19 protein-coding genes are annotated in these 18,403 nt (G+C 65.5%); 7 read left to right on the plus strand and 12 right to left on the minus strand.

Annotated features, from left to right (window positions below; translation table 11 throughout):
- Nucleotides 1-169: 169 nt before the first annotated feature.
- Nucleotides 170-1,027, minus strand: a complete 858-nt coding sequence (locus tag QTI04_RS03565) for a glutathione S-transferase family protein (protein WP_336621870.1) — start codon at nucleotides 1,025-1,027, stop codon at nucleotides 170-172.
- A gap of 44 nt (nucleotides 1,028-1,071) precedes the next feature.
- On the opposite strand from QTI04_RS03565, the gene QTI04_RS03570 reads away from it, so the two are divergent.
- Nucleotides 1,072-1,512 carry a response regulator transcription factor gene (locus QTI04_RS03570; RefSeq protein WP_286597946.1) on the plus strand — a complete coding sequence of 147 codons (441 nt, stop codon included), beginning with the start codon at nucleotides 1,072-1,074 and terminating at the stop codon, nucleotides 1,510-1,512.
- 7 nt (nucleotides 1,513-1,519) lie between these two features.
- Nucleotides 1,520-2,827 (plus strand): ClC family H(+)/Cl(-) exchange transporter, encoded by a 1,308-nt coding sequence (locus tag QTI04_RS03575; protein WP_286614235.1) that lies wholly within the window; start codon nucleotides 1,520-1,522, stop codon nucleotides 2,825-2,827.
- An 11-nt stretch (nucleotides 2,828-2,838) separates the two neighbouring features.
- Here QTI04_RS03575 and QTI04_RS03580 read toward each other — a convergent pair whose 3' ends face one another.
- The gene (locus QTI04_RS03580; RefSeq protein WP_286614236.1) at nucleotides 2,839-4,236 is read right to left on the minus strand and encodes a patatin-like phospholipase family protein; all 1,398 of its coding nucleotides are present in this window, start codon (nucleotides 4,234-4,236) and stop codon (nucleotides 2,839-2,841) included.
- 201 nt (nucleotides 4,237-4,437) lie between these two features.
- Here QTI04_RS03580 and QTI04_RS03585 point away from each other — a divergent pair, with 201 nt between their 5' ends.
- Both QTI04_RS03585 and QTI04_RS03590 read left to right on the plus strand, forming a co-directional pair.
- Complete coding sequence (locus tag QTI04_RS03585) at nucleotides 4,438-4,848, plus strand: hypothetical protein (RefSeq protein ID WP_286614237.1); 411 nt, start codon at nucleotides 4,438-4,440, stop codon at nucleotides 4,846-4,848.
- A gap of 4 nt (nucleotides 4,849-4,852) precedes the next feature.
- Nucleotides 4,853-5,533 carry a plastocyanin/azurin family copper-binding protein gene (locus tag QTI04_RS03590; RefSeq protein ID WP_286614238.1) on the plus strand — a complete coding sequence of 227 codons (681 nt, stop codon included), beginning with the start codon at nucleotides 4,853-4,855 and terminating at the stop codon, nucleotides 5,531-5,533.
- Nucleotides 5,534-5,552: 19 nt separating this feature from the next.
- Here the strand turns inward: QTI04_RS03590 and QTI04_RS03595 are convergent, their stop codons facing one another.
- The 8 genes from QTI04_RS03595 to QTI04_RS03630 all read right to left on the minus strand — a co-directional run bounded on the left by QTI04_RS03595 (nucleotide 5,553) and on the right by QTI04_RS03630 (nucleotide 14,038).
- Nucleotides 5,553-6,464 carry a hypothetical protein gene (locus QTI04_RS03595; protein WP_286614239.1) on the minus strand — a complete coding sequence of 304 codons (912 nt, stop codon included), beginning with the start codon at nucleotides 6,462-6,464 and terminating at the stop codon, nucleotides 5,553-5,555.
- A gap of 110 nt (nucleotides 6,465-6,574) precedes the next feature.
- Nucleotides 6,575-7,744: a lipocalin family protein gene (locus QTI04_RS03600; RefSeq protein WP_286614240.1), complete on the minus strand. Its 1,170-nt coding sequence runs from the start codon at nucleotides 7,742-7,744 to the stop codon at nucleotides 6,575-6,577.
- Nucleotides 7,745-7,827: 83 nt separating this feature from the next.
- Complete coding sequence (locus QTI04_RS03605) at nucleotides 7,828-8,541, minus strand: GntR family transcriptional regulator (protein ID WP_286597936.1); 714 nt, start codon at nucleotides 8,539-8,541, stop codon at nucleotides 7,828-7,830.
- Between the two features lie 25 nt (nucleotides 8,542-8,566).
- Nucleotides 8,567-9,322, minus strand: a complete 756-nt coding sequence (locus tag QTI04_RS03610; RefSeq protein ID WP_286614241.1) for an aspartate/glutamate racemase family protein — start codon at nucleotides 9,320-9,322, stop codon at nucleotides 8,567-8,569.
- A complete protein-coding gene (gene hydA / locus QTI04_RS03615) occupies nucleotides 9,319-10,755 on the minus strand; it encodes a dihydropyrimidinase (RefSeq protein WP_286614242.1) in 1,437 nt (478 codons plus the stop codon). The genes QTI04_RS03610 and hydA overlap by 4 nt, the downstream gene beginning before the upstream one ends.
- The gene (locus tag QTI04_RS03620; RefSeq protein WP_286614243.1) at nucleotides 10,752-11,471 is read right to left on the minus strand and encodes an aspartate/glutamate racemase family protein; all 720 of its coding nucleotides are present in this window, start codon (nucleotides 11,469-11,471) and stop codon (nucleotides 10,752-10,754) included. The genes hydA and QTI04_RS03620 overlap by 4 nt, the downstream gene beginning before the upstream one ends.
- Before the next feature lie 22 nt (nucleotides 11,472-11,493).
- Nucleotides 11,494-12,807, minus strand: a complete 1,314-nt coding sequence (locus tag QTI04_RS03625) for an MFS transporter (RefSeq protein WP_286614454.1) — start codon at nucleotides 12,805-12,807, stop codon at nucleotides 11,494-11,496.
- A 652-nt stretch (nucleotides 12,808-13,459) separates the two neighbouring features.
- Nucleotides 13,460-14,038 carry a nucleoside 2-deoxyribosyltransferase gene (locus tag QTI04_RS03630; RefSeq protein WP_286614244.1) on the minus strand — a complete coding sequence of 193 codons (579 nt, stop codon included), beginning with the start codon at nucleotides 14,036-14,038 and terminating at the stop codon, nucleotides 13,460-13,462.
- A gap of 73 nt (nucleotides 14,039-14,111) precedes the next feature.
- Here QTI04_RS03630 and QTI04_RS03635 point away from each other — a divergent pair, with 73 nt between their 5' ends.
- Nucleotides 14,112-14,327, plus strand: a complete 216-nt coding sequence (locus QTI04_RS03635; protein WP_286614245.1) for an oxidoreductase-like domain-containing protein — start codon at nucleotides 14,112-14,114, stop codon at nucleotides 14,325-14,327.
- 205 nt (nucleotides 14,328-14,532) lie between these two features.
- On the plus strand, nucleotides 14,533-14,694 hold the full coding sequence (locus QTI04_RS03640; protein WP_286597927.1) for a hypothetical protein: 162 nt from the start codon (nucleotides 14,533-14,535) through the stop codon (nucleotides 14,692-14,694).
- 12 nt (nucleotides 14,695-14,706) lie between these two features.
- On the opposite strand, the gene QTI04_RS03645 is transcribed toward QTI04_RS03640, so the two are convergent.
- Nucleotides 14,707-15,693 carry a tripartite tricarboxylate transporter substrate binding protein gene (locus QTI04_RS03645; protein WP_286597926.1) on the minus strand — a complete coding sequence of 329 codons (987 nt, stop codon included), beginning with the start codon at nucleotides 15,691-15,693 and terminating at the stop codon, nucleotides 14,707-14,709.
- Between the two features lie 258 nt (nucleotides 15,694-15,951).
- Between QTI04_RS03645 and QTI04_RS03650 the strand changes: the two genes are divergently transcribed.
- Nucleotides 15,952-16,611 carry an FHA domain-containing protein gene (locus QTI04_RS03650; protein WP_286597925.1) on the plus strand — a complete coding sequence of 220 codons (660 nt, stop codon included), beginning with the start codon at nucleotides 15,952-15,954 and terminating at the stop codon, nucleotides 16,609-16,611.
- Nucleotides 16,612-16,652: 41 nt separating this feature from the next.
- Here the strand turns inward: QTI04_RS03650 and norR are convergent, their stop codons facing one another.
- Nucleotides 16,653-18,257 (minus strand): nitric oxide reductase transcriptional regulator NorR, encoded by a 1,605-nt coding sequence (gene norR, locus QTI04_RS03655; RefSeq protein ID WP_286597924.1) that lies wholly within the window; start codon nucleotides 18,255-18,257, stop codon nucleotides 16,653-16,655.
- Nucleotides 18,258-18,403 lie beyond the last annotated feature (146 nt).

Below are 18,403 nucleotides of genomic sequence, written 5' to 3' on the forward strand. Positions count from 1 at the left end.
TCCGGACCATATTGCTTTCACGGCCTCGGCAACTCCACTCAGGTACTCCAAGGCTGCGAGGGCCCTTCGGAAGATCATCAATCTCCGAAGGGCCCTTCGTTATTGCTGCAAGCCTCACTGCCCGCGCGGTGGCTGCGTGTATCCAACGCGGCGCTGACTTCGCGGCGCTTCAACGATCCATCGGGTCGAAGAAGCGCCGGGACAGACCTTCACGCCCAGGGTAGAACTTGAAGTAGGGACGCGCCTGATCGATGGTGAGCGCCACCGATGGATGTTCCATGAGGCGCTCGAAGTAAGCCGCCAGGCGCACGTGCTGCGGCCGCAGCGGGACGTAGGTCACGGCATAGAACAAGGCCGGCGCTGCAGCGCAGTCGGCCAGGCTGAACGCATCGCCGCTCACCCAGGTTCGCCCTTCGAGGTGGCGGTCGATGAACGCATAAGCTGACGAAAGACCTTCTCGCGCCCTCTTCGCGCCGTCGCGATCTCCTTCCGGCCGCAGAAGATCGGCGGTGCACTCCTGCATCGGCGTCATCACGTACAGGTCGAAGATCCGGTCCCATAAGCGCACATCGAGCGCGGCGTCCGGGTCGTGCGGGATGAGGGTGCGGCCAGAGCTTGCATGGTGGCGCTGCAGGTATTCGATGATGATGCTCGTCTCGGGGACGGGGCGGCCCTGGTCCACCAGCAGCGGCATCTTGCCCGTGGGAATCAACGCCAGGTAGGCCGCTCGCTCTGCGGGGTCGGCCAGATCGAGCAGTCGCTTGTCGATGGCAATGCCCAACACGTCGACCGCGATCAACACTTTGTGGCAGTAGGACGAGAGCGGGTGGTAGTGCAGTGTGAGAGCAGTCACGACATGTCCGAAGGGTTGCAGATTCGGGGCGATAGCCGCGAAATCGGTTGCAGAACATATTGTGTTGCGGCGACGGCACAAATGTCGTGCCATCGTACCAATGGCCAATATCGAAAAACACCATCTGCGGTTACGGTGCAGGACTTCCAGCGCAAGGGCAAAAGTGTTGGGCATCGAAGGATCAGGCCCTGCTCGGCGCGCCCTTCCGAAGGCAGTCCGTGAGCGAACCCACCGTATTCATCATTGACGACGACGACGCCTGTCGCGACTCGATTCGCGAGTTGGTCGTTGCGGTCGGACTCGCGGCCGCAGTCTTCGGTTCGGCGTTCGAGTTCCTGGCCGCCTTCGACCCCGCTTGGCGTGGCTGCCTGGTGCTGGACTTGCGCATGCCGTGGATGAACGGGCTCGCGCTGCAGAAACGACTGCAGGAAATGGGCGTCCAGATGCCGATCGTGTTCGTCAGCGGTAGCGTCGACATTTCGACGGCGGTCCAGGCCATCCGGGACGGCGCCGTGGACTTCCTGCAGAAGCCCTACCCGCAGCAGCAATTGCTGGATGCCATCTACAAGGCCCTGCGTTGCGAGTCCACGTTCGCGCATTCCATGTCCGGCCCGGTCATCATCGACGACGCCTCTGCCGGCGGCGGTCCGCTCGGGTGACAACCAGGTGGCGCCAAGCCCCGATCAGGACGAGAGCAGAGCCGGTACGCTGGTTCTCGCGCTGCTGTCGCTGCTCGTGGGATGCGTCACCGGGCTCGTCTGCGCCGTATTCCGGCTCCTGCTTCAACAGGCCGATGCCCTGCGAGATGAGTTCATTGCGCGAGCGCACCAGGAGGGGCTCTTGGGCCTACTGCTTGTTGTCGCCGGCGCCGCTGGAGCCACTGCCGTTGCGGCAGCCCTGGTGAGCCGGATTTCCCCGGCCGCGGCAGGCAGCGGCATACCCGAGGTCGAGGCGGCGATCAGCGGCGGCGAACCGGGCAGGCCCGTGCGCACTGCCATCGTCAAGTTCGTCGGAGGCGTGCTTGCCATCGGATCCGGCCTGGCCCTCGGGCGTGAAGGACCTAGCGTGCAGATGGGTCACTCGATCGCCGACGTGATCGGCCGGCTGTTCCGCCGCGGTCAAGTCGACGCCCGGGTGCTGTTCGCCGCCGGCGCGGGCGCCGGACTCGCTACGGCCTTCAATGCTCCGATCGCCGGCGCGGTGTTCGTCCTGGAGGAATTGCTGCGGCGTTTCGATACGCGCACAGCGGCCGCCGCGTTGGGCGCCTCGGCGAGCGCCATCGCAGTGTCGCGCGTGTTCGTGGGTGTGGCGCCGGATTTCGCCGTGCCGGCGCAACCGTTTCCGGGTTTCGCGACGGTGCCGGTCCATGTGACCCTCGGTGTCCTTGCCGCGCTCGCGGCCGCCGCCTACACGCGCGCGGTCATGGGCGCGCTGGCAGTGGCCGACCGGCCCGGCGGACTTCCAGTCACGGCGCGGGCGGCGTTGATCGGCGGCGGGGTCGGCCTCCTGGCCTGGCTGGCACCCCAATGGGTCGGGGGCGGTGACGCGCTCACGCAGCAGACGCTGCTCAATGCCGGTTCCCTGTCCACGATCGCCCTGATCTTCGTCATCCGCTTCGCGCTCGGTCCCATCTCCTATGCGGCGGGGACGCCCGGCGGCTTGTTCGCGCCGATGCTGGTTCTCGGCGCACAAATCGGCCTCGTGTTCGGTCGCCTGTATGGGGAGTGGTTTCCGGCCGGTGCGTCGCCGACCGCCTACGCCGTGGTCGGCCTCGCGGCATTTTTCACCGCGGTCGTCCGTGCGCCGCTGACGGGCATCTGCCTGGCCGTCGAGATGACGGGCAGCGTCAATCTGCTGCTGCCGATGCTGGCCGCCTGCTTTGGCGCCATGGTGGTGATGAACCTGCTCGGCATCCCGCCGATCTACGACCTGCTGCGCGAGCGGGCCGAACGAAGACTGCGTTCGGCCGGGTAGCAAGGGCGGGGTCAGGGCGCGATGGCTTTCGGCACGACCGTGTCTGGCCGTGCATGCAGGCCGGCCAGCAGGCGCTGATAGTCCGGACTGTTGCGCAGCAACTCGCGGCCGGTGGCAATCAGCCTCGCCACTTGCTCCTTGTCCAGCGCGAAGCTGGTCGGGATCTCGTTCAGGAAGCGGCGCAGCGGCAGATCGGGCACGTCTTCGAAGCTCAGTCGAATGAAGTACGAGCTCACGGGCAGTTCGGGCGTCGAGAGTTCGCGGGTCCAGCGGTCGAGGCTTTGCTGCGTCTGCTGAAGCGTTGCCACGTTGTAGCGATGCAATTGGACATTGGTGACGGCATTCATCGTCTGCTCGAAAGTCGGCTCCCGACTGCTCTCTCCGATGCCCCCGGACGCATCGGCCGCCGCATTGACCGAGATGATGGCGATGCGGCGCGGTGTCGCGATGCCGAGAGTCCTGACGTACTTCTGCGCACCACCGGTCAAGTCGACGGCGTCCATCAGTGCGCGAAGACCCAGGTTGTCGGTGATCCCGCCATCGACCAGTTGGGCGTATTTGTGTTTGACCTTGTTCTCGTACGAGAGGTCATCCTGCACGACCATGCTCAAGTAGTCGTTGTCACTGTCGCGTTGCTTCGCAGCCGCGAGCCAGGGGGGCATGCCGCGAGCGCAGCCAGCATAGTTCTGCAGCACGACCGGCCCGAACAGCACCGGCACGGCGCTCGAGGCAGTGACGGCGCGCGCCAGCGGGAAGCTGCCGAGGTCCGAGCACATCAGGCTGAAGTATTCCTGGACGAACGAAAAGCGCCCGCCCGAACTCAGGTCGGAGCTGTTGATGAGGATCAACGGTGCATCGCGCTTGACCAGGTCGGCGAAAGTCGCATCGCCGAAAAGCGACTGCCGGTAGTACGAAACCGCCATTTCGGTGCGGCCGTGGCTGCTGAACCAGCGCACGGGATTCAACAGCCCGCGCAGCAGTGCGCCTTCAACGTCGCTGCGGAGGAATCGCTCCTCGTAGTCGACGAAGATGCGATCGCCGTAGAGGCCGTAGTAGGCCGACGTGAAACTTCCCCCGGAAACAGAACTGATGACGGTGACCGTATCGAGCAGGCTTTGCTCCTTGCCGTTCATCTGCACACGGGTATCACGCAGTTCCTGCATGACACCGTAGGACAGGGCTGCGGCTCGCGTGCCGCCACCCGAGAACGCAACGGCCAGAATCAACTCGTCGGAACGTCGATGGTGCTTCTCGACGAATTCGCCCAACGAATAGGCAGGGCCAGCGTGGCCGCCCGCAGGCAACGGCACGTTCTCGACCACCCCATAAGTGGTGCAGGCGCCGAGGGCCAGCGTCATGCCCATCAGCAATGCCCATCCTTGCGCGCAGCCTGGCGAAGAAGCTGTCATGTCGCTCGCTGGTCAAGGTTGTTCGGCACGAGTCGCACAGAGTGTCACCGCCGATCGTATGCCGAGCTGTACCACGACGTTTCCTTCGATCCGCGCAAACGAAAGCATTCGGGGCGTGACAAATTGCACAAGGAAAAAACTGTATCGAAATGTTTAATGCGAGGCGATCTCCCCTATTCAACGAATCCAAAGGAGCCCATCTTGCGCATTGCCGTTGCCAGTCTCGCCCTCACCCTGACCCTGATTGCCGGCTGCGCGACCAGGTCGCCTGCCGCGCCCGTCGCGTCCAAGGACGTCTCGACCGTGAAAGTCGCCAACGGCATTCTGGTCAACGACAAGGGTCTCACGCTCTATTCCTTCGACAAGGATGCCCCCAACAGCGGCCGCTCGGTCTGCAATGGCGACTGCGCGGTGAAGTGGCCGCCGGTCATGGCGGCCGAAGGCGCCAAGCCAAGCGGCAGTCTCTCGGTGATCGCCCGCGATGACGGCCGCAAGCAGTGGGCCTTCAAGGGCCAGCCGCTCTACACCTGGCCCGAAGACCAGGACCCCGGCGACGTCTACGGCGACAACTACAACAAGGTCTGGCACGTCATCAAGACGAACCAGCTCTGAGCGCATGCACACCCTCTCCCCTTTGCGCATGCCGACCATGCGCAACGCCATCGTCGCGGTCGCCGGCGCGCTGCTGTGCGCAATGTGTGGGGCGACGCCGCTGCAAGTCAGCGTGCTCGACAAGGACGGTCAGCCCGTCGTCGATGCGGTCGTCGTCGTGGTCAGCGCATCGAAGGCCCTGCCCGCCAAGCCGCTGCCCAGGGAAGTGACGATCAGCCAGGAAAAGATGCGCTTCGTTCCGGCCGTGAGCCTGGTCTCCGTCGGTGCCAAGGCGCGCTTCGTCAACAACGATCCGTGGGAGCACCATGTGCGCGCCTCCGCCGCGGGCGTCGCGCAATTCGATGCTGGTCCGGCGGGCGGTTTCGAATTGATGATCGGGGCCAAGCCCGAAGGCAAGCCAGGCAAGACGGCCGATGCCACCTTCGACAAGCCCGGCGCCGTGCTGCTCGGCTGCCATCTGCACAACTCGATGCGCGGACATGTCTATGTGAGCGACTCGCCCTGGGCCGCACTGACGGGTGCCGACGGCCTCGTCACGCTCGACGTTCCCGAAGGGGCCGCATCGATCAAGGTTTGGCACGCGGACCAGCTTATCGACATCGCGCCGCTGCAGGCCTTGCTCGGCGACGCTCCCGCAAAGGCGACGCTGCAACTCAACGTGGTGCCTCGGCGCAAGCGGATCTGAAGGAACCCCACGCTCGTGGTCACTTGAAGTAGGAGGAGATCAATTCATTCGCGGCCTGGCCAGGCGGTAGATGGCGCAAGGTGATCACAGTCCAGCGAATCTTCTGCTCCGCTGCGGTCATCTGGAGAAGCTGGAGCGCCTGTAGCCCCCGCAACAGCTTGCGAACCTTGTCATCGTCGTCGCCCGATGGCGTGCGCTGTGGATCGGCCTCCAGGCCGGCCCGCAGCGCAACTTCCAGCACAGATGCGCGCCGTCCCGCGTCCGTCTCGAAGTAAAGCCGGGCCAGGCATCGCGAATGTTCGATCGTGAGCCGCCCTTTTTTGGGTCCGAGCACGGTGGCCAGTGCCGCAGTGAAAGGCAGCAGGGGGGCGACCGACGGCTCAGGAGCGGCGCCAAGGGCTTCGAGCAACGTTCCAACGAGCGCCCAGCTGGGCAAGCGCACCTGCCGCGGCTGGCGATCGCTCGTGACATCGAGCGTCGCCATGCGGACCGCAGCGGCCAGGTTACCCGTCAGGTATTCGGCCACGCCCAGTACCGACGGCCAAGCATGGATCTCGTTGCAGAACTCCGCGATTTCGCTCGGTCGCTCCCGGCCGGTCGCGAGCGCCTCGAGGACCGCGCGGAAGACCAGTTGCTCGATCTCCGTCGGCTCGGGCTGCCAGTCCTGGGACAGGATGCTTTCGACTCTGGGCGCCAGGTCATCGAGCACGCCCCGTCGCAGCACCCACAGCATTCGCTTGCCACTGGACGGCAGAAATGTCTCTGCATGAAAAGCGTTCCAGAGGTCGACTTGGCTCGATGGCGGCAACTCGCTCATCGCCGCATCGAAGGCTGCTTGGCACGAAGCCACCAGCCCGACGTATTCGGGGACAGTCAGGCGACGCTCGCCTCGCAGGAAGGCGTGCCCAGTCGCAGGCGCACCGCTGGCCATTCTTCGGTTTCCGAGTGTTGCGATACCCCACAGTTTCGCACCGGAAACAGGAAAATTGGAACTTTTGTTTTCACCAACTCAGTCGATGGCGACTTCCAGCACGGAATGGATCACTTGCCTTTCGCTTGCCTCGCGCTCAATCGGTCGTAGCCGCTCAACTCCAGGAAGCCCTGCCCTTCGATGCTGCCGGTCGCTTTCACTGCCCCTTCCCAATAGACGTTCGCACTCGTGCCGCTGGAATCGAATTCGCTGTCGGCCACGAACGGCTTGACGTTGAGGTCGCCCGATGGAAGCTTGATCTTCCACTCGACGACGTAGGGGATGCCCGTCTTCGGGCTCGTCCAGGTGCTGCCCGGGACCAGTTCGACCTCGCCTGCCTTGAATGGCACCGCGCCCTTGGCGTTCGAGAGCGTGCCCGCCGTCATGACATTCCGGCGGTCCATGTCGAACAACTGGTAGAGCATCAGGTCCGATCCGTCCGCGAGGTGAAGCGCGAACCAGTTCCAGCCCAGCGTCAGCACATCGAACTCGCCCCATTGGTGATCGAACCACACGTCACCGCTCACCTGCAGCGACTTCCCTCCGACGGTGATGCTGCCTTGCGCCGGAAGACGCGGGCGCGAGTAGTAGTAGCTGATGCCGCTCTTGCCGAAGTCCAAGATGCCCGGCGTGTCCGAGCCCGGCGCGGCATGCGCGACGACCCGGCCTGAGGTGCCCAAGTCGAAAGCGATGGAAGCGCCGTCGAAGGCCGCGCGCAACACATGGGATGAGGGCGATGCCGTGGCCTGCCATTTCTCGTGCCGGAAGTCGTACCCATTGACGACGCTCGTCGCGGGAATGCCGGCGGTGCGGGTCTGGCTGGCGTAGCGCTTGCCGGTTTGAAGGTCGGTCAACGCCGCATGAACGACGGTGTGCTTGATCAGCCCGTTGGCCACGAAGACGACCATGTGAAAGGCGTAGCGATCGCCCGTCTTCGCGCCGAGGATGCCGTTGTAGTACCACCATTCCATCGCAGATCCATGGGGTGCATCGTCGGCGGGCAGGTTCAGTGGCGCAAGTGCGGCCGTCCGCTCCGATGGCTTGCCGGCCGGTGCGGCCGCGGTCGCCGGTAGCGGCTCGGGCGGCGACTCATAAAGCAGGCCCGCCCCGATGACCACCGCGACGATCACTACGGTGACGAAGAAAATCGTCAGAGACTTGCGCTTGCGGGCCCGATGAGAGCGATGGGTCCCGGGGGCGAAACGCCTCTGGCCCTTTCGAGCGGGGTCTTCAGCATTCATCTTCGGAGAGTCCTTTCGTCTTGAGGCCCGCACACGATGGGCAGCCATCTTATCGGCGAGGCAGCCGGACGAAAGGAACTAGGTCATTCCCCGAGGATGCTTTCGAGATCCGCCTCATCGCTTCCCGCATCGAGCTTGAGGCTTTCCTGGATGTGATCCAGGTGATGGAGCATGAGCGTCTCGGCGCGCTTGGCGTCACCCCGCTTGATCGCATCGACGATTTCCTCATGCTCGTCGGCGCGGCAACTGGTGGCGGTGGGGGCGTCGTACAGCGAGATGATCAGGCAGGTCAGCGTCGACAGCTCACGCATGGTGCGCGCGAGGGCCGAGTTGCCGGCCAGTTCGGCCAACAGCAGGTGGAACTCGCCCGAGAGACGCACCACGGCGCGCGCATCGCCGCGCTGACGCGCATCGGCCTCGAGTTCGAGGTGCCGGCGCAGGCGCTGCATCTTGAAATCATCGATCGTTCCGACCAGTCGGCGCAGCACGCCGGGCTCGATGAGTCGACGCGCCTCGAAGACATCGCGCGCCTGCTCGATGGTCGGCTTGGCGACGTGCGCACCGCGCTGCGGCACCAGTTCGACGATTTGCTCGTGCGCCAGTCGGGCCAGCACCTCGCGCACCTTGGCACGGCTGGTGCCGAAGATCGTGGCCAGACGGTCCTCGCCTAGCTTGGTGCCCGGGGCCAGGCGGTGTTCGAGGATCGCCGTGGAGATCTTCTCGGCAATGGCGTCGACGCTCTGCTCGCGGCCCGTGCCGCTCGCTTCAATGGGGGGGGAACTTAGTTTCTTTGGCATGCGCTTCGATCTTAGCGACGGCGCTTCACCTCTGCATTCGGTCCCGCGCGAGCAGCCGTGCGATGCCTTCGGGCAGACCGTGGTTCGGCTTGATCGGTGGCGGCGCGAAACTACCCTGCCGCGCCGGCAACGTCCCCAGCGAGACGAGCGTCTGTGCATGGCACACGGCGCTCGACACGCCATCGACCACGGGCACGGGAATGCGGTCCCGGATGGATCGCGCCAAGCCCGCCAGCGGGGCGCCGGCGATGATGATGACGTCCGCACCGTCGTCCTGGATGGCCGACAGGCACAGTGCTTCCAGGCGAGCCGTGTGGTCGTCCTGCACGCGGCCGATGTCCTTCAGTGGGTTGTCCAGGTTGCGGATGCTAGCCAGCCGCTTACTCAGGCCGTTGGCCGCGACGCACTCGCGATACCACGCCGTGATGCGGTGCGAGATCGCAACGATCGAGAAGCGCTTGCCGAGCAGGCAGGCGCTCATCAGCGCCGCCTCCGTCAGCCCGACGACGGGGATGTCCAGCACTTCCCGCAAGCCATCGATGCCCGGATCGCCGAAGGCCGCCACCACGATGGCGTCGTGCTGGTCGCAGTGCTCGGCCGCGAGCGTCGCCGTGGCGTAGGCACCGATGAGCGACTCGAACCGCGTCTCGATGTACGCCACGCCGAACGGCGCCGTGAGCACGCTCAGTTGCGTATCCGGCGCGGCAGCGCGCCGCGCCTCGGCCTCGATGAGGTCGGAGACGCTCTGGGAGGTGTTGGGATTGATCAGCAGGATCTTCATGGCGCGCCTCGCTGTCTTGCTGCGGGCAGCAGCGTGGGTCTGCCGCGACGCAGGAATTCTCCGCGGCCGGCGCGCGGATGGAAGGTCTGGCCGTCCCACACGACCTCGCCGCGCGCGATCGTCAATGCAGGCCATGCCTTCACGTCGATGCCCTCGTACGGCGTGTAGTCCACGGCGTGGTGCAGGTCGGCATTTCGCACCTGCCGCGGCGTCGCGCCCCAGACCACCAGGTCGGCGTCCGCGCCGATGGCGATCGTCCCCTTGCGCGGATGTAATCCGTAGGCCTTGGCGGGGTTCGTCGAGGTGAGTTCGACAAAGCGGTTGATCGTGATGCGCCCGTCGAGCACGCCATGCGAGAACAGCAGCGGCAGGCGCGTCTCGATGCCGGGAATCCCGTTGGGGATGTGGCGGAACTCGACCTCCTTGCCACCCGGTTTCTTGCCTTCCGGCGCGTCGTAACGAAACGGCGCATGGTCGGACGAGAAAATCGTGAACAGGCCGTCGGCCAGTCCATTCCAGATGACCTGCTGGTTGTCCTTGTTGCGCGGCGGCGGGCTGCACACGCAGCGGGCGCCGCCGTAGCTGTCGTCGATGCCGAGGTCCTCCGCCGTCAGGAACAGGTACTGCGGGCAGGTCTCCGCGAACACGTGCAGGCCGTGCGAGCGCGCCCAGCGGATCTGCTCGACCGCCTCCTTGCCCGACACGTGCACGATCATGATCGGCACGTCGACCAGCTCCGACAGCGCGATGGCGCGATGGGTCGCCTCGCGTTCGACCAGCATCGGCCGCGAATGCGCATGAAAGCGCGGCGCAGTGCGTCCGCTGGCCTCCAGCCGCCGGGTCAGCCATTCGATGCAATCGGCGTTCTCGGCGTGGATCATCGCCATCGCATCATGGCTGCGCGCGACGTCCAGCACGTCCAGGATCTGGCCGTCGTTGAGCTTGAGGTCGTCGTAGGTCATGTAGATCTTGAACGACGTATAGCCCTCGGCGATCAGCTGCGGCAGTTCGTTCTTCAGCACGTCCTCGGTGGGGTCGCTGACGATCAGGTGGAAGGCGTGGTCGACGTGCGCGCGGCCCTCGGCGCGCTCGTGGTAGTCGCGCACCGCGGCGCGCAGCGACTGGCCCTTCTGTTGCGCGGCGAACGGGATCACCGTGGTCGTGCCGCCGCAGGCTGCCGCACGCGTGCCGGTGTCGAAGTCATCCGCCATGCGCACGGGTGCTTCCATGGGCTGGTCGAGATGGCAGTGGGCATCGACGCCACCGGGCGTGACGAAGGCGCCAGCGGCGTCGATCTCGCGACGTCCCGCTGGCAAGCCCATTCCCAGTTGCACAATCCGGCCACCGGTGATGCCGATGTCCGCGTCGAAGGTGTCGCTAGCGGTGGCGACGCGCGCATTGCGCACGACGAGATCGAAAGTGCCTGCGCTCATGCGAACAGCCCTCCCCAGCCCTTGACCGCGCGCGGGTCCACGCCAGTGATCTTCAGCGCCTTCCAGACCACGGTCGCCACCGAGTCGTAGATCGGGATGCCGAGCTCGCGTTCCATCTCCTCGACCAGCGGTGCACCGTGGAGGTTGGTGCACATCACGGTGATGGCGTCGGGCTTCTTCTGCGCGACCTCGCGGATCATGGTCCGCAAGGTGTCGGGCGCGACTTCAGCGAACGAGAAGTTCACCGTCAGGTCCAGATGGCGTTCCGCGATGCATTCCACGTCGAGTTCAGCGTAGTTGGCGACGATGCGCCGCTGCACGTCCTCGACATAGGGCGACACCAGCCCCAGCGTGCGCGCGCCCTGCGCGGCAAGCAGTTCGTTGAGCGCCAGCACCGAGGTCGTCGCGGGAATGCCGGTCGCTTCGGTGATGCGGGCGCACAGCGCGCGGTCGCGCTCGAAGCCGAGCCAGCTCGCGGACGTGCCGCTCCAGCAAATCACGTCGACGTTCGCGTCGGCCAGGAGCTTCGCGGCGTCGAGGATCGTGCGCTCGTCGAACTGGTTTTGCGACTTGTCGCCCATCGAGATCTCGGTCACCCGGAATCGTGAGAAGTGCGCCGAGACGCCCGGCACGCCGGCGACCATCGCGCTGGTCAGCGGCTCCAGTGCCGTGTTGGAGGAAGGCGTCAACACGCCGATGCGTTGGGACTGGGACATTTCGCGAGATCTCGAAAGTGGACTAGACGGGAAGCTTCTTGCTGTAATCGATCAACAGCGTGGAGCAGATGAACAAGCCTGCACCGGCCGCGGCAAAGAGCATCAGTGCCATGAAGTAGGAGCCGGTGGCTTGAACGATCAGGCCGACCACGATCGGCACGCCGATGCCCGCGACGTTGCCGCCCAGGTTCATCGTGCCGCCGAGGAAGCCGACGTGCGCCCTGCGGCCAAGGATCGAAGGCACGCACCAGAAGAGGCCGCACCAGCGCAGGAAGAACAGCGTGATCGACAGGAGGATCACGACGGCGACGGGGCTCGTGATCTGCGACACCGTGTAGATCGCGATCGTCGCGATGACCGACGAAACGCCGAACAGCGTGCGCAACACCTTGGCGTTCGAAGCGCCCGCGGCCTTCCACTTGTCGGCCAGCCAGCCGCCGAACATTTCGCCGACAAAGCCCGAGAAGAACATGATGAACACCGCGCCGCCCATCTGCTTGATGTCGAAGCCGTGCACCTTGGAGAGGTAGTTGGGCATCCACGTGAGCAGGCCGTAGAACAGTGCGTTGAAGCACATCCAGCCGAAGAACATGCCCCAGACCGAACGGAAGCGCAGGAAGTCGAGCAGGCGGCCGCTGGCGCCTTGCGGCTCGCTGGCCGCGTCTTCCGCATGGCTGGCTTCGATGTACTTCGCCTCGGCCTCGTTGACGCCGGGATGCTCGCGCGGATGGTTGCGGATGTAGTTCCAGGCGAACAGGCCGGCGATCACGGTGCCTACACCGGCGATGACGAAGGCCAAGCGCCAGGATCCGAGCAAGGCGATGAGCCCCGAAATCAGGATCGCACCCAGTGCGGCCCCGAGCGGCGCGCCGCCATCGAGCAGGGTCGCGCCGCGGCCGCGCTCGTTCTGCGTCATCCAGATGCCGTTCAGCTTGCCGCCAGCCGGATAGATCGGCGCCTCCGCCGCACCCAGCCCCAGGCGCGTCAGCAGCAGCGGAACCCAGCCGGTACAGAACGCAGCGATGGCCTGGAAGAAGCCCCAGCCGAGCGTCGCGCCGGCAATGACGACTCGCGGACCGAAGCGGTCGGCCAGCATGCCGCCGGGAATCTGCATGAGCGCGTAGGTCCAGAAGAAGGAACTGAGCAGGAGGCCCTGCACGGCCGGCCCGATATCGAACTCCTTGGCGATCAGCGGCATGGCCACGGACAGTGACGCCCGGTCGATGTAGTTGATCGAGATGAGGAACAACATCATCAGGAAGATCTTCCAGCGGACCTTGGTCGGCTGAAGGGTGGTGTCGGGCGCTGCGGCGGTCGCTGTCGCGCCGGCCGTCATGGTGGTTTGCATCGATTGGTCTCCTTGCGGTGGCACCGGGCGCCAACCTGCAGGGACCGGCCCGGCATGTTGGCGAACTTGTCAGCTCGGACTGCCCTGGATTGGCCGGGCGTGCCGAGACTGTCCGGTGGAATTTAGGTTTTGTCGAAATTCATGTCAACACCTATGTTGACAATATTCGTCGACATCAGTGAAAACACCTAAGAACCCCACTGCCGCAAGGCAGAGATCACTACACCCTGGCCTGCGGGCCAGGCCGAAAGTACGCCATCGCCGCCAACACGCCAATACGCTTCCCGAGGCAGGTCGCCTCATCGGCGGGTGCTCCGAAAGGGTGCGGCGGGCACTCTGGGTTTGTCCCCGAGCACCGTGGACTGAGTTGTGGACAACCGCCTGCATAACGCAAGGGATCGACTCCAGACTGGGTTTCCAACGCGGTGCCTCGAAAAGAGGCAGTAGGGCACTTTGGAGGGCGCGAAACCTTTTGTGGCAGCTGAAACCTGGGGAATCGCGCCAATCGGCCGATGGATGGAGACGCGCGGGATGCAAATGCTTAGAGTGGGCCCGTTGGGTTTCCTGTGCGCCTCTCACGTAGGCAAACGCAGCCTCTCGAAGGCAAACGCAGCACAAAGGGAAGCCCAGGGCCCAGCGACTAAACCCCGCTGGGCCTCTTTGCTTGCGCTCCCAGTTTGGCCGCGAGCCAATCGAGCGCTTCGCGGGCCGTCGGAGCGAGCCGGATCGAGCGGGCCAACATGAGGTTGAGCGGTTGGCCGAAGCCCTCGACCATCGCACCGGTCTCGGTCTCCCTGACCTCCCCCACCGCATCAGAACTGCAGGCGATCGCCGCAGCGACACGGTCCGCATAGGTGCCCTCCGGAACGCCGTAGCCCACGACGGGCTTTCCGAGCGCGACCGCAAACCCCACTTCGAACACCGTGCCCGAATCGGGCTCCTGGCCGCGGAAGCTCATCAGGTTGGCGATCACGCCGTCCGACTGACGAATCATCTCGACGTTGCCTTCGTAGATGGCCTGCGCCAAGTCATGGGGCTCCGGGTGGGTCGCTGGCGACAAGGCAGTGTCGGTCGGCGCGAGCCCCTCCATGCCGAGTTGCGCGCACTGCGCCTTCAGAGCCAGGAAGATGTCTTCCTGGCAGGGGAAGAAAACATCCGGGCCTGCGAGGTAAATGCGCGGGCAATGGTGATTGGAAATGATGGATGGACTCGAACTCATCGCGGGCATCGTACCCCTGTCCCGCGCCTCGGCAGGCACATCCTGCAAGCCCCACGTCGCCTAACATCGAAGCGTGGATCTCCCCGCCATCAACGACGCCTCGTCGGCACGCACCGCCGTGCATCGCATCGCCACCCATCTTCGCGCATCGGGCGTCCAGGCCTTTCGCGACCCGCCGCCGGAGCCCACGACCTGCTGCGGCCGAGGGTGCAACGGCTGCGTCTGGGAAGGCTATCTGGAAGCGGTCGCCTGGTGGCGAGACGAAGCGCTGGCGCTGCTGCCGAAGTGAACCTACAACCTCCGCGCTATTGGCCCGCCGCAGGTGCATTCGACAGAATTCCCGCATGGAACAATTCCACTTCTCCGGCCGTCCCGCATCGTCTTCGAGCGGGCTATTCGGACCGCGGCGGCTGCGCGTCCCGGTGAATAACGAACCCCGCAGGCCGATCACCTGCGAGGCGCCCCCGCCTCCGATGAGCTTGGAGGAAATACGGATGGTGGCCAACAGGTGGCGCCGCGGCAGCGACGTCGACGACCGCCGCGCCAAAGTCGCCGACGCACTGGATGCGGTGGCGGATCACCGCATGGGTGCCTTGGGACCGAAGCCGCCCAAGAAGACGGTCACCCAGCGGATCTCCGAGTTCATGGGCCTCTAGCCCGCGCGCCGCCTACTGCGGCTCGATGCCCGCCTTCTTGACGAGCGCCGCGTACTTCGCCAATTCACTCTTGAACGCCGCCTGCGCATGCTCGGGCGTGCTGACCGCGATCGTGTTCCCCTGCTTGGCCATTGCTTCCTTGACGGCCGGGTCCTCGAAAGCGGTGACCACGGCGTCGTGGACCTTCTTCACGTTGGCCGCACTGAGGCCCTTCGGGCCGATGACCGCGAACCAGGCATCCACCACGAAATTCGGCAGCCCCTGCTCGACGAAAGTCGGAATCTCCGGTGCGGCCGGAACGCGCTTCGCTGTGAGAACACCGATCGCGCGGAGCGCACCACTCTTGATGTGCGCCTGGACGCTGGGCAGTGCGGCCGTGCCGAACTCGACCTGCCCGCCGATCAGGTCGGTGACCATCGGGCCGACACCCTTGTAGGGGATGTGCTTGGCGGTCACGCCCGCCTGCTCGAGGAACAATTCGGTCGCCAGGTGCAGGATCGTGCCGTTGCCACCGGAAGCGAAATTCAGCGCCCCCGGCTTGCTCTTGAGCAGGGCGACAAGTTCCTTGCTGTTGTTGGCCGGTACCTTCGGGTTGACCACCAGCACCATGGGCGTCGCTCCCACGATGGCGATCGGCGTGAAATCGCCCGGCATGTCGAAAGGCAGCGACTTGAACACGCTAGGAAAGATCACCACGTTGTTCGACACGACCGACAGCGTGTTGCCGTCGGGCGCCGAGCGCGCCAGCGCCTGCAGGCCGACCACGCCGCCTGCGCCGGGCTGGTTGTCGACCACCACGGACGCATTGAGCGCCTTGGAAAGTGCCGGCTGGGCGGCGCGAGTGATCGCGTCCACGCCCGAGCCCGTGGCGTTGGGCAGGATGAACCGGACCGTGCCGGATTGCGCGCGAGCAGCAAGGGGCAGCGCGCCCATCGCGACGGCTGCCAGCGAGGCGGCCAGCACCGAGCGGCGAGAGAAATTCTGTTGTCCTTCAATCATGCTTGTCTCCTTTTGGCGTTGGGGCCGGCCGTCGAGCGGTGCTTCACGTCACGATGCGACGCGCGACCGCAGGCCTTCCACGTCCGCGCCGGTTCCGCCGACCCTCCAGTGTGAACGGAAACAAGGTGGTCTTCACGGTCTGACTGGCGTGCTTTCGGCCATGTGTATCAGTCCGTCTCAATGCTCTCGTCGTGTCACGGCGCGCGTCGACTGCGCCTGTGCGGACATACCATCGGCTGAGAAGGGAGGACTCGCACCATGCCGACGCTGATCGTGACCAAGAACGGGGTATCGCTGCGCATCGTGCGGCTCCGCGAAGGCGAGTTCAGGATCGGTCGCAGCATGAACAACCACCTGGTGCTCGCGAGCGCCACCATCAGCAAGGCTCACGCGGTCCTCACGCGGCAGGGGCGTTTCGTCACCCTCCACGACTTCCACAGCACGAACGGCACGCTGGTCAATGGCGATGATGTGTCGGTGCGGCCGCTGCTTGACCGCGACATCATCCAGATCTGCAATTTCGAGATGATGTTCCTCGACAGGGACTTCGCTTCGGCCGAAGTCATCGAGGACCCTCCGCCGGAACCCGTCGCGGAACCAGTCGAGACGGAGCGGGCTCCACTGGAAGCAGCCATCGGCCTCGATGCCGGCGGCCACCGGATCGGCGGATCGCGCGGCGCACGCTGGGTCGGCAATGGTGTGGCCTTCGCCCTCCCCGCGCAAGGCCGCGAGATTGAGGCCCTCATCACCGACGATGCGCTCGCGTCCCATTTCGGTGCCTACGTTCACGCCGCTGATGGCGCGAGCCGTGCGGTCAGCGCCTACGAGGAGAACCACGTGGCGATCAACGTGGCCGCTTGGTCCCGCTATGACGCCACGCACCGGGAGCCGATCGTCGTCAGGTCGTCCGACTTCTGAGTCGCCACTGTGCGGCAGGGCGAATCAGGCAACGACGGGTTTCAGGACGAGCACATGGCGCGAAGCGACCGCTTGTCTCCTGGCAGGCCGAGCCGTCTCGCGAGACGGGCGAGATTGCCACGGTCCATGCCGAGTGCGCGGCCCGCGGCGGCCCAGTTGTAGTCGTTCTGCGCCAGTGCGGACGTCACAAGTTCACGCTCCAACCTGGCGACGGTATCGCGAAGACCCTCGCCGTCGCGCAAGCGCGGCAGGGACGTCGGAGTCGCCGGTGATCCGTCCGTGCTTTCGGGCTCGATCGGTCGCGCGCCCGCCAGATCGAGGTCGCCCGCCGTCAGGCTCAGGATGCGCGGGCGCTGCGAATGACGGCCGAGCGCCTTCAGCACGCTGCGCCCGAGCAGGTGTTCGAGTTCGCGCACGTTGCCCGGCCAGTCGTAGCCGAGCAACGCGGCCTGTGCGCTGGCGTCGAGCCGCAAGCCACCGAGCCCCAGGCGGGAGCGGTTCTCTTCGAGGAAGAAGCCGCTGAGCAGGAGCACGTCGCGACCGCGCTCGCGCAAGGGCGGCACCTGCAACGGGTAGACGCTCAGCCGGTGGTAGAAGTCCGCGCGCAAGCGCCCTGCCCGCACCTCGTCGGCCAGATTGCGGTTGCTCGCAGCGATGAGCCGCACGTCGACCCGATGCTCGCGGTCCGATCCGAGCCTTTGCAACTGGCCGCTCTGCAGCACGCGCAACAGCTTGGCCTGCACCGGCAGCGTGAGTTCGCCGACCTCGTCGAGGAAGAGCGTTCCGCCATCGGCCAACTCGAACTTGCCCGGGCGTTCGACCACGGCACCGGTGAAGGCACCCTTCACATGGCCGAAGAGTTCGCTTTCCACCAGCGTCTCGGGCAGTGCGGCGCAGTTCAGGCTGATCAGGGGGCGTGCGGCGCGGGACGAGCCCGCATGCAGCGCCTCCGCGACCAGTTCCTTGCCGACGCCGGTCTCGCCCTGGATCAACACCGACAACTCGCTGTCGCTGACCAGTTCGATTTCCTTCTGCAGTTGCCGCATCGCAGGGCTGCGGCCGATGAGTCCGCGCGCGCGCGGCGCCGCCGCCAGCCGGTATCCCTCGGCGCGAAGGCTTTCGTCGCGAACGCGCGTCTTGAGTTGCTCGACGTGGCCCGCGACGCTGACCGTCGCAGCGGCGAGGCTGCCGAAGGACTGCAACACCTTCAGGTCGACGCGGGAGAAGCGTTCCGGCGCCAGGTCGTCGAGTGTCAAAAGGCCCCATGGCTTTTCGTCGACGCGGATGACGCAACCCACGCAGTCGTGCACGGGCAGATGCCCCTTCACGCCTTCGACCAATCCGTCATAGGGGTCGGGCAGGCTGCTGTCGGCCGGAAATCGCAAGGGGCCATCCGCTTCGAGCAGGGCGGCGAAGCGCGGATGCTCTTCGACGCGGAACCGACGGCCCAGCGTGTCGCTGCTCAGGCCGTCCACGGCCAGCGGCAACAGCCAACCGTCATCGAGGCGCAGCAGCGCCGCCGCGTCGCAAGGGAGCAGCACCCGCAACGCCTCCAGCAGGCGGCGATAGCGTTCGGCGCTGGGCAGTTCGCGCGCGATGTCGGCCACCAGCGGGATGATGGCCTGGAGCAAGGGATGCGTTGTCATATTGACTCTGTTCGTGTCGACATGACGGTATCCTATGCGTGTCAACAAGACATCGTTGGCGCCCAAGTCTTTGATTCACCGGGAACACCAGGCTGGAACGGGGATTGCAATGAAGAAGCCATCACCCTCCCACAATCGAAAGACTC

Origin of the sequence: Variovorax sp. J22R115 (genome assembly GCF_030317005.1) — a bacterium.
Lineage (GTDB): Bacteria > Pseudomonadota > Gammaproteobacteria > Burkholderiales > Burkholderiaceae_C > Variovorax.

Bases quoted from the DNA above. Each gene is read 5' to 3' on its own strand.
- QTI04_RS03565 (WP_336621870.1), bottom strand. From the start codon at position 1,027: ATGCCCAACACTTTTGCCCTTGCGCTGGAAGTCCTGCACCGTAACCGC.
- QTI04_RS03580 (WP_286614236.1), bottom strand. From the start codon at position 4,236: ATGACAGCTTCTTCGCCAGGCTGCGCGCAAGGATGGGCATTGCTGATG.
- QTI04_RS03590 (WP_286614238.1), top strand. From the start codon at position 4,853: ATGCACACCCTCTCCCCTTTGCGCATGCCGACCATGCGCAACGCCATC.
- QTI04_RS03595 (WP_286614239.1), bottom strand. From the start codon at position 6,464: ATGGCCAGCGGTGCGCCTGCGACTGGGCACGCCTTCCTGCGAGGCGAG.
- QTI04_RS03600 (WP_286614240.1), bottom strand. From the start codon at position 7,744: ATGAATGCTGAAGACCCCGCTCGAAAGGGCCAGAGGCGTTTCGCCCCC.
- QTI04_RS03605 (WP_286597936.1), bottom strand. From the start codon at position 8,541: ATGCCAAAGAAACTAAGTTCCCCCCCCATTGAAGCGAGCGGCACGGGC.
- QTI04_RS03610 (WP_286614241.1), bottom strand. From the start codon at position 9,322: ATGAAGATCCTGCTGATCAATCCCAACACCTCCCAGAGCGTCTCCGAC.
- hydA (WP_286614242.1), bottom strand. From the start codon at position 10,755: ATGAGCGCAGGCACTTTCGATCTCGTCGTGCGCAATGCGCGCGTCGCC.
- QTI04_RS03620 (WP_286614243.1), bottom strand. From the start codon at position 11,471: ATGTCCCAGTCCCAACGCATCGGCGTGTTGACGCCTTCCTCCAACACG.
- QTI04_RS03625 (WP_286614454.1), bottom strand. From the start codon at position 12,807: ATGACGGCCGGCGCGACAGCGACCGCCGCAGCGCCCGACACCACCCTT.
- QTI04_RS03630 (WP_286614244.1), bottom strand. From the start codon at position 14,038: ATGAGTTCGAGTCCATCCATCATTTCCAATCACCATTGCCCGCGCATT.
- QTI04_RS03640 (WP_286597927.1), top strand. From the start codon at position 14,533: ATGGTGGCCAACAGGTGGCGCCGCGGCAGCGACGTCGACGACCGCCGC.
- QTI04_RS03645 (WP_286597926.1), bottom strand. From the start codon at position 15,693: ATGATTGAAGGACAACAGAATTTCTCTCGCCGCTCGGTGCTGGCCGCC.
- QTI04_RS03650 (WP_286597925.1), top strand. From the start codon at position 15,952: ATGCCGACGCTGATCGTGACCAAGAACGGGGTATCGCTGCGCATCGTG.
- norR (WP_286597924.1), bottom strand. From the start codon at position 18,257: ATGACAACGCATCCCTTGCTCCAGGCCATCATCCCGCTGGTGGCCGAC.